10 protein-coding genes are annotated in these 13,003 nt (G+C 53.1%); 1 reads left to right on the top strand and 9 read right to left on the bottom strand.

From position 1 onward, the window contains the following. Position 1: 1 nt before the first annotated feature. Both treC and treP read right to left on the bottom strand, forming a co-directional pair. Entirely contained in the window at positions 2 to 1,693 is a 1,692-nt protein-coding gene (gene treC / locus B9L19_RS09755) for an alpha,alpha-phosphotrehalase (protein ID WP_047753111.1), read from the bottom strand. Positions 1,694 to 1,805: 112 nt separating this feature from the next. Beyond that, positions 1,806 to 3,224, bottom strand: a complete 1,419-nt coding sequence (gene treP, locus B9L19_RS09750) for a PTS system trehalose-specific EIIBC component (protein ID WP_025950615.1) — start codon at positions 3,222 to 3,224, stop codon at positions 1,806 to 1,808. A 291-nt stretch (positions 3,225 to 3,515) separates the two neighbouring features. Between treP and B9L19_RS09745 the strand changes: the two genes are divergently transcribed. After that, the gene (locus B9L19_RS09745) at positions 3,516 to 4,247 is read left to right on the top strand and encodes a MerR family transcriptional regulator (RefSeq protein ID WP_025950616.1); all 732 of its coding nucleotides are present in this window, start codon (positions 3,516 to 3,518) and stop codon (positions 4,245 to 4,247) included. Between the two features lie 106 nt (positions 4,248 to 4,353). On the opposite strand, the gene B9L19_RS09740 is transcribed toward B9L19_RS09745, so the two are convergent. The 7 genes from B9L19_RS09740 to B9L19_RS09710 all read right to left on the bottom strand — a co-directional run bounded on the left by B9L19_RS09740 (position 4,354) and on the right by B9L19_RS09710 (position 12,753). Further along, on the bottom strand, positions 4,354 to 4,698 hold the full coding sequence (locus tag B9L19_RS09740) for a PilZ domain-containing protein (RefSeq protein ID WP_047753110.1): 345 nt from the start codon (positions 4,696 to 4,698) through the stop codon (positions 4,354 to 4,356). Beyond that, on the bottom strand, positions 4,695 to 7,139 hold the full coding sequence (gene parC / locus B9L19_RS09735) for a DNA topoisomerase IV subunit A (protein WP_047753109.1): 2,445 nt from the start codon (positions 7,137 to 7,139) through the stop codon (positions 4,695 to 4,697). Before parC ends, B9L19_RS09740 begins: the two co-directional genes overlap by 4 nt. A gap of 61 nt (positions 7,140 to 7,200) precedes the next feature. Next, positions 7,201 to 9,138 carry a DNA topoisomerase IV subunit B gene (parE, locus tag B9L19_RS09730; protein WP_025950619.1) on the bottom strand — a complete coding sequence of 646 codons (1,938 nt, stop codon included), beginning with the start codon at positions 9,136 to 9,138 and terminating at the stop codon, positions 7,201 to 7,203. Positions 9,139 to 9,292: 154 nt separating this feature from the next. After that, positions 9,293 to 9,712 carry a CoA-binding protein gene (locus B9L19_RS09725; protein WP_025950620.1) on the bottom strand — a complete coding sequence of 140 codons (420 nt, stop codon included), beginning with the start codon at positions 9,710 to 9,712 and terminating at the stop codon, positions 9,293 to 9,295. Between the two features lie 256 nt (positions 9,713 to 9,968). Continuing rightward, entirely contained in the window at positions 9,969 to 10,556 is a 588-nt protein-coding gene (locus tag B9L19_RS09720) for a CBO0543 family protein (RefSeq protein WP_025950621.1), read from the bottom strand. Between the two features lie 169 nt (positions 10,557 to 10,725). Beyond that, positions 10,726 to 12,402, bottom strand: coding sequence for an ABC1 kinase family protein (locus tag B9L19_RS09715; RefSeq protein ID WP_025950622.1), 1,677 nt, complete (start codon positions 12,400 to 12,402; stop codon positions 10,726 to 10,728). 51 nt (positions 12,403 to 12,453) lie between these two features. Further along, the gene (locus tag B9L19_RS09710; protein ID WP_025950623.1) at positions 12,454 to 12,753 is read right to left on the bottom strand and encodes a phasin family protein; all 300 of its coding nucleotides are present in this window, start codon (positions 12,751 to 12,753) and stop codon (positions 12,454 to 12,456) included. Between the last annotated feature and the right edge of the window lie 250 nt (positions 12,754 to 13,003).

Raw genomic sequence — 13,003 nt, 5'->3', positions numbered from 1 at the left:
ATCACGGCCGGCGCAAAAGATAAACAACCGATTCGTACGGGCGCAGCCGCATGCGGCGAAAATCGGCCGGCGCGTCCGAATAATTGGCAAGCAGCAGTTCTCCCGTATAGCCATCGGCTCCCGCTTCTTTCGGCAGCGTGAACGTCGTTTCGACTGGATAAAAATTGTTGACAACAAGTAGCTTTTCTCCATCGCCATGACGCATATAGGCAAAAATATGCGGATCGTCCGCCAGCAGCAGCTCATAGCGGCCGGTTGTAATGATATCATACTGTTTGCGCAGCTCAATCAGCCGCTTATAATGGTAAAAAATCGAGTCCTGATCGGCGAGCGCCTGTTTCACGTTAATGCGCCGGTAGTTGTCGGCGACGCGAATCCACGGCGTCCCGGACGTGAAACCGGCATGCGGGCTGTCGTCCCATTGCATCGGCGTGCGGGAATTGTCGCGCGATTTTCGCTGCAAAATCTCAAGCACTTCCCGCTCGCTTTTGCCTTGCGCTCGCAAAATCCGGTGCATGTTGAGCGACTCGACATCTCGATAGTCGCGAATATCGGTGAATTTCGGATCGGTCATGCCGATTTCTTCGCCTTGGTAAATGTATGGCGTCCCTTGCATCAAATGAATCGTCGTCGCCAACATTTTGGCTGATTCTTTCCAATACGCCCCATCATCGCCATAGCGCGACACGATGCGCGGCTGATCGTGGTTGCACCAAAAGAGCGCATTCCAGCCCCCGCCTTCATACATCCGGACTTGCCATTCGGACAAAATGCGTTTTAAGGCAAAGAAATCAAATGGGGCCACCGCCCATTTTTCCCCATTCGGGTAATCGACTTTCAAATGATGGAAGTTAAACGTCATATGGAGCTCGTGGTTTTCCGGGTTCGTGTAGCGGATGCAATGATCGATCGTCGTCGACGACATTTCCCCGACCGTCATGACGTCATATTTCGAAAACACTTCACGGTTCATCTCTTGCAAAAATTCATGAATGCGCGGTCCGTCTGTATAAAAGCGGCGCCCGTCCCCCGGCGGCACCGAACCGTCGTCATCCGGGAAGCGCTGGTCTTTTGACAACAAGTTGATGACGTCAAGCCGAAAGCCGTCCACTCCTTTTTGGAGCCAAAAATGCATCATGTCATAAATGCGGCGGCGCAGCTCTTCGTTTTCCCAGTTCAAGTCCGCTTGTGTCACATCGAACAAATGCAAGTAATATTGGCCGGTTTGTTCGTCGTATTCCCACGCCGAGCCGCCGAATTTCGATTGCCAGTTGTTCGGCGCTCCGCCGTCCGGCTTCGGGTCGCGCCAAATGTAAAACGAGCGGTATGGGTTCGTTTTCGAGGAGCGCGCCTGCTTAAACCATTCATGGTCGGTTGAGGTATGGTTGACGACCATGTCCATCACCAGCTTCATGCCGCGCGCATGCACTTCGTGAAGCAGACGGTCAAAATCGTCCATCGTTCCGTATTCGTGATGGATGCGGAAATAATCGCTGATGTCATAACCGTTGTCGCGCTGCGGCGACGCGTAGATCGGTGTCAGCCAAATGACATCAACGCCCAGTTCTTGTAAATAATCGAGCTTCTCGATCACGCCCGGCAAATCGCCGATGCCGTCTCCATTTGTGTCGCAGAAGCTTTTCGGATAAATTTGATAAACGACCGCTTTTTTCCACCAAGGGATTGCTGGCATCTCTCTTCACCTCGTTCGTCAGGATAAAAACATACCATTGGCATCGGCGGCCAATGGTATGGTGGTAAATGGATGATTTCGCACATCGCTCCCTTGCTTCCACACACACTAATCATGAGCGGGCGGCTTTGCGCACTTTCCCAAAGACAAACGTCAGCGCAAACGGCACCACAATCGCGATCGCCATGCCGATAAAGAACGGCGTCCACTTTTGCGGCACGATCGACAAGAAACCCGGCAGGCCGCCGACGCCGATCGACGGAGCGATGACTTTATTGAGCGTAATAAACATGCCGGCGATTGCCGCCCCTGTCATCGCTGCGATAAACGGGAAGCGAAAGCGCAAGTTGACCCCGAACATCGCCGGTTCCGTGATGCCTAAATACGCGGAAACAGCCGACGTAAACGACAAACCGCGCAGCTTTTCCTCCTTCGCGACAAACATCATCGCCAACGCTGCCGAACCTTGGGCGATGTTGGACATGACCAAAATCGGCCATAAGAATGTGCCGCCGGTATTGGCAATCAGCTGCAAGTCAACCGGCAAGAACGTATGGTGCATTCCGGTGACGACAAGCGGCGCATACAACGCTCCATACAACAATCCTCCAAGAGCCGGAACCGTGTCAAAAATCGTGACAAACAAGTGGGTAATGGCATTGCCGATCGCAAATGTGACCGGCCCGATGGCGATAAACGCCAAAAAGCCCGTAATGAGCAACGCAAGCGGCGCGACAAGCAACAGCTGAAACGCATCTGGAATGCGCTTGCGCAAAAACAGCTCAAGCTTCGCCAGCACGTAGGAAGCCACCAGCACCGGCAGCACTTGTCCTTGGTAGCCGACTTTTTGCACTTCAAAGCCGAACAAGTTCCAAACCGGAATCTCTCCTTTTTCTTTCGCCGCTCCCCAGCCCCAAGCGTTGAGCAAATCCGGGTGGACGAGCATCAAACCGAGGACAATCCCTAAAAGCGGGCTGCCGCCGAATTTCGTCACCGCCGACCAGCCGATCAAACCGGGCAGGAAGACGAATGCCGTATTGGCGATCAAGTTGATCATGTTCGCCAAATCGGCCCATTCTTTGTGCACCTCGATAAACGATTTCCCTTCGTAAAAAATGCCTGGTCCTGTCAAAACGTTGTTCATCCCCATCAACAAACCAGCTGTGACGATCGCCGGCAAGATGGGAATGAAAATATCAGCCAGCGTCTTAATCGCGCGTTGCAGCGGATTGAGCTTCGCTTCCGCAGCGTCTTTCATCTCCTGCTTTGTCGCCCGGCCGATGCCCGTCAGCTCGATGAGGTCGTCATACACTTTATCGACAAGCCCTTGGCCGATGACGACTTGAAACTGGCCGTTTGCGGAAAACGACCCTTTGACGACATCGATGCGCTCAAGCGCTTCCTTATTGACTTTTCCTTCCTCTTTGAGCGCAAACCGAAGCCGTGTCACACAATGCGTGGCGGCGACGATGTTTTCTTTTCCGCCAATGGCTTCCACGATTTGCGCGGCTGCTTGTTGGTATGCCCCCATGATGAACGCCTCCCTTTTCTCACAATCGCTACTCTTAAGCTAAATCGCTTTCAGCAACCGGTTGCAAACAAACTTGTATATACAACTCACCTTCATTTTATCCTGTATATACAAGTTTGTCAATGTTTTTCGACTAAAACCGCGATATTTCGACATTTCTTGTTTGTTTTTTTCTATTTTTCACTTCTTTTGTTATGTTTTGTCAAGCGGCAGGAAAATCAACGACCGAGTAGGAAAATAAAACATAACGCAAATCAATGCCCAAAAGACGAGAAAGGATGAGGGAATGCGATGAAAACCTATACACTCCGCGAAGCAGCGAAAAAAATCGGGGTCACCGCCCGTGATTTGAAACAATGGGAAAAGCAGTTCGCCGGATCGATTGCCGTCCCACGCACAACCGAGGGAGCACGCATGTACACCGACGAGCTGATCGATCGGTTTCGCCATATCCGCACTTGGCTTGAGGACGGCCGCCATCCGCACGAAGTGGCTGAAATGATCAGGCAAATGGACGGACAATCGGTAGATCGAGCCAACGAGACAGCCGCTCAAGTGGAAACCGCCGTCATGGAAGGGGAAATCATTGATGTGCCCCGCCTGCTGCATCAAGGGATGCCATACATAGCCGAGCAGTTGGCGGCCCGCTTAAAAGACGATATCGTCGACGCCTTGAAACAGGAAACGACAGCCACGGTCCGGCAAGCGCTGGATGAGGTGAAAGGCCGCCTCGACTACATCGAGGAGCAAACGACGGCAGCTGCCGAAACGGTGCGCCGTTCACTCCGCGATTACGAGGACGCATGGCAGCAAAAAACGGAACAGCTGCACGAACATTTGGAAACGGTCGTTGCGTTTTGTCACGAGGAAAAGGCAAGGCAGGAAGAGGAGCGAAAACAGCTCGAATTGCGCATTTTAGAACGGGAAAAAGCGTTTCGCGAGCTCGTGTTGTCGTTTCGGCAAACCGCTGCGAGCACGAGCGCTGCTCGAACACGGGCAAATAAATGGTGGAAGTTTTGGTGAGACGATGTTGGCATCCATGTATGTAACAAGGGCACCCGTTTTGCATGCGCCATCCCTCCGTCAAAAATCAAAAAAGGGCCCCGCCAAAACGCGGGCCCTTTTTTGGTCATATTCGGCGGCTCTCGGCTACATGCCGTTTGATGGCTTCGATCAAGCGCGCTTCTTCTTGTTTGGCGGCATAGAGGCGGACACCGTAATAGTGGATGCGGGCAAACGGCTTTTCCCATACAAGCTGGCCGCGGAACGCAAAGGAAGCGCCGCTCAGCGCAAATGACACTTCCACCAACGGTCCGTCGTGGGAAAATGGAAGATGGATTGCCGCTTCCAACTTCATTCCATGCGGACTTATATCATGAATCAAAACGCTGTAGTGTTGATCAGCTATGCGCAGTTCAGCCGGGAGCGGCCGGCCAAACTGATACCGGAACGGTTCTTGACGTTTAAACCTCATCCTTCTTCCCCTTTTCCAAGCAGTTTCGCCGGCTCTTTCCAGACGTCCACCACCACCCCCGCTTCGTCAGTGTCAACGACAAACGAACCCGTGCTGTATCGGTCAGAGGGACGAAGGGAAGCGGCTTCGATCGTCTCGACCACCCCTTTTTCCGTCCGCAATCCGACCATTTCCTCGTCACCACGGACAAAGACGGCGCCGACAACTCGGTGCGGATTGGATTTCACCTCACGGACGACCACAACGCCGCGCTTCGCCCGTGAAGACGGCTCAAACTCACCAAGCGCCACTTTTTTCACCGCCCCGCGCTGCGTGACGATGATGAATGAGCCCCCTTCTTCTAGGCGAACGGGGCACGCAGCGGCGACAAAATCCCCTTCCTTCAATTGAATCCCTTTCACGCCAGCCGCGCGCACGCCGACTAAGCTGATCTCCTCCTCGGCAAACAAGAGCGCATGTCCATCATGCGTCGCAAGCCAAAGATGGCCGCATCCATCCGTCGCATAGACGGCGATGACATCATCATCCTCTTTCACATTAACGGCCACAAGCGGGCGGGTGTAGCGCTGCACTTGGTATTGAGCGAGCTCCGTTCGCTTTACGAGCCCTTGTTTCGTCACAAAGATGAGCTGCTCCCCGGTGTTAAAGGAAGAGACTGGAACAGCGGCGACGAGTTCATCGTCGCGTTCAAGCGGAATGAGATAGGAAATGTGCTGGCCGACCTCTTTCCAACGGATATCAGGGAGCGTATGCACCGGGCAGTATAAATAATAACCGCGGCGGGTGAAAAGCAAGAGCACATCGGTCGTATTCATCTCGAGCTGGGCGAGCAGCCGATCCGTTTCCTTCATGCCCATGTCTTGACCGTTTGAGGCGCTGTAGGAACGATAGCTCGTCCGCTTCACATATCCTTCTTTTGTCACGGTGACGATCACATCTTCCGCCGGAATGAGCGCCTCCACCTTCACTTTCAGCTCTTCAATCTCCTCTTCAATCGCCGTCCGCCGCTCATCGGCGTATTGCTTTTTCATGGCTTTTAATTCTTTTTTAATCACGGACAACAGCTTTTTCTCATCGGCCAAGACCGCGGTCAACTCGGCGATCGTTTTGTCGAGCTCATCCGCTTCTTGGCGCAGCGCCGTGATGTCAGTGTTCGTCAAACGATACAGCTGGAGCGTCACGATCGCCTCAGCCTGCGCTTCGGTGAATCCGTAATGAGCCATCAGCCGATCTTTCGCATCGCGCTTGTCGCTGGACGCCCGAATCGTCGCGATCACCTCATCCAAAATCGAGAGCGCTTTGATCAACCCGTCGACAATATGTTTCCGCTCGTTCGCTTTTTTGAGCTCAAAATGCGAACGGTTCGTGACGACGTCCTTCCGGTGGGCGATGTAGGCATCCAACAGCTCCGGCAAGCTCATCAGCTTCGGCCGGCGCTCATGGATCGCCACCATGTTGAAGCTGTATGGCACTTGCAAATCGGTGTTTTTGTATAAATAGTTAAGGATCGCCTCGGCATCGGCGTCTTTTTTCAGTTCGATGACGATCGACAGCCCGTTCCGATCCGTTTCATCGCGGACGTCAGCAATGCCGTCAAGCTTTTTGTCCAAACGAAGCTCGTCAATTTTTTTCACTAAATGCGCTTTGTTCACTTCATACGGCAACTCCGTGATGACAATGTGCTTTTTCCCGCCTCTCGCCTGCTCGATGGCGGCTTTGGCGCGGATGATGATTTTCCCGCGGCCGGTCTCATACGCCTTGCGGATGCCGTCTTTCCCCTGGATGATGCCGCCGGTCGGAAAATCGGGTCCGGGAAGGACGGTCATCAGCTCCTCAACGGTGCAATCCGGCCGGTCAATCCGCATCAGGACAGCATCGATTACCTCGCCAAGTGCATGCGGGGGAATGTCGGTCGCATAACCGGCCGAAATCCCGGTCGAGCCGTTCACCAACAAATTCGGAAACATCGCCGGCAAAACCGTCGGCTCCTCCGTCGTATCGTCAAAGTTCGGCACAAACGGAACCGTTTCTTTGTCAATATCGCGAAGCAATTCGGCGGCAATCGCCGACAGGCGCGCTTCCGTGTAGCGCATCGCCGCCGGCGGGTCGCCGTCGAGGCTGCCGTTGTTGCCATGCATTTCAATCAGCACGTTGCGCAGCTTCCACTCTTGGCTCATCCGCACCATCGCCTCGTACACTGACGAGTCGCCATGCGGATGAAAATTGCCGATCACGTTTCCAACCGTTTTCGCCGCCTTGCGAAACGGTTTATCAGCCGTGTTGCCATCCATGTACATCGCATACAAAATGCGGCGCTGCACGGGCTTCAGCCCGTCGCGCGCATCGGGCAGCGCCCGGTCTTGGATGATGTATTTGCTGTAGCGGCCGAAGCGGTCGCCAAGCACGTCTTCTAACGGCAATTCCAACAATCGCTCTGCCATCATACCTCTCCTTTCCTACAAGACATCGGCGCAATCATGGCGGCGTCTTTTCGCGCCGCCATCAGCCGATCCACCCTGGCTCTTCCTCAAGCCCAAAGGCAACATGCGTTTCAATCCATTTGCGGCGCGGCTCGACTTTATCGCCCATCAGTGTCGTCACCCGCCGCTCGGCGCGAGCCGCATCTTCAATGCGCACGCGGATCAACGTGCGCGTTTCCGGATTCATCGTCGTTTCCCACAATTGATCGGCGTTCATTTCGCCAAGCCCTTTGTAGCGCTGAATCGTATAGCCGCGGCCCATTCGTTTCGTGATTTCCCGCAATTGCTCATCCGTCCATGCGTATTCGATGACTTCCTTTTTGCCGCTTTTTTTGCTGATTTTGTAAAGCGGAGGCAAGGCGATGTATACTTTCCCCGCTTCAATGAGCGGACGCATGTAGCGGTAGAAAAACGTGAGCAGCAGCACTTGAATATGGGCACCGTCCGTGTCGGCGTCGGTCATAATGATCACTTTGTCGTAGTTGACGTCTTCGAGCGAAAAATCAGCGCCGACGCCGCCGCCGATGGCATGGATGATCGTATTGATTTCCTCGTTTTTCAAAATATCGCCAAGCTTCGCCTTTTCCGTATTGATGACTTTTCCGCGCAGCGGAAGGACCGCCTGGAAGCGGCGGTCGCGCCCTTGTTTCGCCGAGCCGCCCGCCGAATCGCCTTCGACCAAATACAGCTCATTTTTTTGCGGATTGCGCCCCTGCGCCGGCGTCAGCTTGCCGCTTAAGAGCGCCTCTTTCCCTTTCCGCTTTTTGCCGCTTCTCGCCTCTTCACGCGCTTTGCGGGCCGCTTCACGCGCTTGGTACGCCCGGATCGCTTTTTTGATGAGCATCGTGCTCACGTCCGGATTTTCTTGCAAAAAGTACGTCAATTGCTCGGAAACAACCGCATCGACGGCCGAACGCGCCTCGCTTGTCCCGAGCTTGCCTTTCGTCTGCCCTTCAAACTGCAGCAAATGCTCCGGAATGCGCACCGAAACGACCGCGGACAACCCTTCGCGAATATCGGATCCTTCGAGGTTTTTGTCCTTTTCTTTGAGCAAGCCGACGCGCCGGGCGTATTCGTTAAACACGCGCGTCATCGCCGTTTTCGCACCCGCTTCATGCGTGCCGCCGTCTTTGGTGCGCACGTTGTTGACAAACGACAGCACGTTTTCCGAATAACCGTCATGAAACTGGAACGCAAACTCGACTTCAATGCCGTGTTGCTCGCCAGAAAAATACACAACCGGGTGGAGCACATCTTTCTCCTCATTCAAATAGGCGACAAACGCTTCAATTCCGTTTTCGTAATGGAACACATCATGCATACCCGTCCGTTCGTCAACGAGTTCGATTTTCAGCCCTTTTAACAAAAACGCCGATTCACGCAGCCGCTCGCTCAACGTCTCATAATCGAACACCGTCGTGCTGAAAATCGTTGGGTCCGGCTTAAATTGAATGATGGTCCCGGTTTTGTTCGTTGTGCCGATTTTCTCCAGCGTCGTCACCGGTTTGCCTCCATGCTCAAACCGCTGCCGGTAAATGAAGCCATCGCGATGAATCGTGACGACGAGCCATTCCGACAAAGCGTTGACAACCGACGCCCCGACCCCGTGCAGGCCGCCGCTCGTTTTATAGCCGCCTTGCCCGAATTTGCCGCCGGCATGAAGCACGGTCAAAATGACTTCCGGTGTCGGCTTGCCGAGCTTATGCATCCCGACCGGCATGCCGCGCCCCTCATCCAAAACCGTGATGCTGTTGTCTTTATGTATTTGCACCAAAATGTAATTTCCGTATCCGGCCAACGCTTCATCGACCGAATTGTCGACAATTTCGTAGACAAGATGATGCAAGCCGCGGCTGTCGGTGCTGCCAATGTACATCCCCGGCCGCTTCCTGACTGCCTCAAGCCCCTCCAACACTTGAATGGCATCTTCGTTATATTCGTATGTCGCTCGCTTTGCCACAAGGCCACCCCTTCCTGCTAAAACAAGAACATCTGTTTCTATTGTACCATAAACTTCCCAACTGTCCATTGCCTTTTGACATCCCCCGACAAATTCGGACAAGTGCGACAAAAAAACGAAAGGACCATCTCGAACAAGATGGCCGTTTCATGGATTAAGAACGCTTGGTGAGCGCATGTTCCACTTTAATGCAGCGGTCCATAATGACCGTGCAGCCTTTTTCTTTCAAAAAGCGATACGCCTCCTCATTGACGACGCCAAGCTGCGCCCAAAACACGTCGGCGTCGATTTGCACAAACTCGCGGGCGAGCTCCGGCAAATGCTCAGGGCGGCGGAACACATCGACGATGTCGACATGGCCTTCGATATCGGTGAGTCGATCAACCGCGGGAATGCCTTCCCACTCATCGATCATCGGGTTGACCGGAATGATGTCGTATCCAGCGTCTTTCATCGCCTTCGCCACCATATATGACTCGCGCTCCGGATTGTTGGACAACCCAACGACGGCAATCCGTTTCGCCTTGCGCAAAATGTCACCGATTTCTTCCCGGCTTGGGTTGACAATGGACATCGAGGTCTCTCCTTCCTTTATTCTCCTTTTTGCTGTACTAGTTTCGCTCCAGCCAGATCAAAATCCTGCCCAACCAAGAATAATGATGGAGGAAAAATCATCGATCTTTTTTCGCACGGCGCCCACACATCCTAGGCCGGACACAACAGACGCAAACTTGAACATCGTATTTATCGCCTACGCATCGATCCGCTTTCTCGTCCGCATCCAGACATTTTGTTTGCTGGCTGTCCGAACATGGATGATCTGCTGCCAGTTATTTTATGTTCCACCCGGCATATACTCCAGCTAAAAAAACGGTCGTCATGGCAATCGCATGGACGATCATCCATCCCCACCGGCCGTAGCGGAAAGAAGAAGACGCAAGGGGGGAGCGGGCCTTTGGGGGGACGATTTTTCCGCCCACCCACTCAAAGAAAAGCAAATACAGCCACCAGGCGGTGTACGAATCCCACACATCCCACTTCTTATAATCAATCAGAGAGAGCGGCGATACAAGCGCAACCAACTCGAACAACATAATCAACTGCACCATCGCAAAATAAAAAGGGAGCTTCCATGCCCAGCTTTCCGGACTGTACTTGACCCCAAACAAAACGAAAAACGGAATAACGGTTGCCATTTCCACGAGCGGAATCGGTGTATAGGGAACGAGCTTGACAGGAAAGGAGTAAAATCCGGCATAGACAAACGCAAGGCAAAGAACAATGCCTGTCACCGCGCTGAATGCATACAAAACCGCATATGTTCGTACATGCTGCTTGGCAATCCAAAAACTTCCTACGACACTCAACGTGACCGCTAGAAGTTCCACCGCCCAAACGACAGGTAGAGAAACGATCATCATCGATCCTCCCTAAAATCCATTTTCCACTCCTTAAACGCAGTGAGACAGCACGGTTAGTATCATTCAATGCGCGGAATTTATACCGAAATCCTTGACAACAAACATACTTTGGCGTTTGGACACCCTCGGTGAATCCGAACGCGGTGAAATCATGGCGCCCCAAACGCTAAAACTTTCCCGAACGAAAAATCGAGTAAAGCAGCCAACCAAATAGAAAAGCGGACGCACCTAATCCGATTTCGACAGCAGGAATCTTCCACAGCAGCGTCGACGGACGCCCCAATGATGAAGCGATCATCAGTCCGGCGAGGACGATGCTCAGCGAAAGAAGAACGATGCTAAACGACAGCCGGTTTGTAATCTGGTCGAGCTTCTTTAGCAGCGCTTCCAAATCAGGAGCCGTGATTTCCAATCGAAGCTTGCCATGCCGCATCATTTTCGTCCATTCCTTTACGCCCTCCGGCAGTCGGAGCAGCCATTCACCATAATCAAAAATCCGCTTCCACGCTGTTTCTGCCACGCGATCAGGCCGAAGACGCTCTTTCATCAGCTTTCTCCCAAACGGTTCGGCAACGTCCATGATGCGAAACTGCGGGTCAAGCGTCTCCACGACCCCTTCGACCGTCAACAGCGCCTTTCCAAGCAAGGTCAAATCACTTGGAATACGAATGCCGTAGCGAAACGCCACCGAAAGCAAATCCTCCACCGCTTCCCCAAGACTGATCTCACCGAGCGGGATGCGGTAGTATTTCTCCCGCAGCTCGTCAAGATCATCACGCAGTTTTCCTTCATCGACTCCGTCAGGAACAATCCCTAAGCCGTAGATCGCACCCAACACCCCATCCGTGTTTTGACGCATTAAGGCGATGATGAGGGAAGAAAGATGATGTTTGACATGGGGGCGAAGGCGGCCCATCAAGCCAAAGTCAATGAAGGAAAGCGTTCCATCATCAAGAACCAATACATTGCCAGGATGAGGGTCGCCATGAAAAAATCCATGCTCAAACATTTGTTTAAAGGTTGCTTCAGCCAAACGCTCGGCGATCGTTTTTAAGGAGTGGCCATTCGCTTTCAGCCGCTCGAGCTCCCCAAGTTTCATTCCTTCGACATATTCCAGCGTGAGCACGGTTTTCGTCGTATAATCCCAAAACACCTTCGGGACATACACCGACGAATCGTCGGCAAACTGCTGTGCAAACCGTTCCGCATGGCGCGCCTCGACGGTATAATCCAGCTCCTGCTGTAATGAACGCGCCAGTTCATCGACAATCTCAGACAATTGGTAGGTTGCCGCCCAATCGAGACGACGTTCCGCCAGCACGGCCAAATCTTGCAAAATGTCCAGATCCGTCTCCATCCGCGCAGCGATGTGCGGACGCTGCACTTTCACCGCCACGGCTTGTCCGGAAGGAAGAACCGCCCGGTGCACCTGCCCAAGCGAAGCGGCCGCGAGCGGCGTTTCGTCAAATGAACGAAACAAGGTTTCAAGCGAGCCCCCAAGTTCTGTTTCCACCCTCCGGCGAACGTCGGCAAACGGAAACGGCGGAACTTGGTCTTGCAGTTTTTCGAGCTCGCTGATGATCGGAGCGGGAATCAAATCCGGCCGGGTGCTAGCAATTTGTCCGAGCTTCACGAACGTCGGGCCGAGCTCCTCAAGCACAAGGCGGAGCCGCTCCCCAACCGTTTTTCCTTCCTTTTTCCCTTGCTCCGCTCTCCATCGCGGCGGCAAAGAAAGAAAAGACGAAAAGCCGAGCTCATCGACGATCATCCCGAATCCGTGCCGAAGCAAGGCAACGGCGATTTCGTGATACCTTCCGATATGGCGCATCCGTTTTCCGATCATCGGGACATCTCTCCTAAGGCGGCAAAAAGCGAGCGGACAGGCCGCATCGGTTTACTGCCCGCTTTGTTCCTTTTCTTCAAGACGGCGGATTCGCTCTTCAAGCTGCCGCACGTCTTCTTTTGTTGCCAATTCAAGCTTGTCGATCACTTGTTTGATTTGCTCGCGTACAAGCCGCTGCACTTCCGTTTTCCGCGCCTCGGTCTGCTGCTTCCATTGATCGATCACTTCCTTCGATTCGTCAAGCGACAATTCGCCTTTTTTGACAAGCTCGTCAATAATCTTTTCCACTTGTTCTTTGCTTGCAATCGCCAATCCCAGCCCGAATGCCAATCCTTTTTTCAAAATGCTCATTCGTTTGCAGCCTCCTTGTGCCATTGTGTTTTCCTTATTGTACCATTCTTTGGCGATCCATGTCGAGCTAGACGGCAGCTCTTTTGTATAGGAGACAGGTCGATGCGGCATGCTATCGTTGGACAATGATTCAAAGGAGGGGGATTTTAACATCTTTCCGAAAGAAGTCTCCCACTTCTAAACGAAGTGAAAGTGGGAGATGAATGTCGGTTGGCGTTAGCCAACGAGTATGATAGAATATGGCTAGAAC

Source organism: Geobacillus thermocatenulatus (assembly GCF_002217655.1).
In the GTDB taxonomy this organism is placed as follows: Bacteria; Bacillota; Bacilli; order Bacillales; family Anoxybacillaceae; genus Geobacillus; species Geobacillus thermocatenulatus.
Note: the sequence above shows the minus strand (reverse complement) of the source record. Positions and strands in the feature narration are given on the sequence as shown.

What these genes read in the sequence shown, in the direction of transcription:
- treC (WP_047753111.1), bottom strand. Translation starts at nt 1,693, where the DNA reads ATGCCAGCAATCCCTTGGTGGAAAAAAGCGGTCGTTTATCAAATTTAT.
- treP (WP_025950615.1), bottom strand. Translation starts at nt 3,224, where the DNA reads ATGGGGGCATACCAACAAGCAGCCGCGCAAATCGTGGAAGCCATTGGC.
- B9L19_RS09745 (WP_025950616.1), top strand. Translation starts at nt 3,516, where the DNA reads ATGAAAACCTATACACTCCGCGAAGCAGCGAAAAAAATCGGGGTCACC.
- B9L19_RS09740 (WP_047753110.1), bottom strand. Translation starts at nt 4,698, where the DNA reads ATGAGGTTTAAACGTCAAGAACCGTTCCGGTATCAGTTTGGCCGGCCG.
- parC (WP_047753109.1), bottom strand. Translation starts at nt 7,139, where the DNA reads ATGGCAGAGCGATTGTTGGAATTGCCGTTAGAAGACGTGCTTGGCGAC.
- B9L19_RS09725 (WP_025950620.1), bottom strand. Translation starts at nt 9,712, where the DNA reads ATGTCCATTGTCAACCCAAGCCGGGAAGAAATCGGTGACATTTTGCGC.
- B9L19_RS09720 (WP_025950621.1), bottom strand. Translation starts at nt 10,556, where the DNA reads ATGATCGTTTCTCTACCTGTCGTTTGGGCGGTGGAACTTCTAGCGGTC.
- B9L19_RS09715 (WP_025950622.1), bottom strand. Translation starts at nt 12,402, where the DNA reads ATGATCGGAAAACGGATGCGCCATATCGGAAGGTATCACGAAATCGCC.
- B9L19_RS09710 (WP_025950623.1), bottom strand. Translation starts at nt 12,753, where the DNA reads ATGAGCATTTTGAAAAAAGGATTGGCATTCGGGCTGGGATTGGCGATT.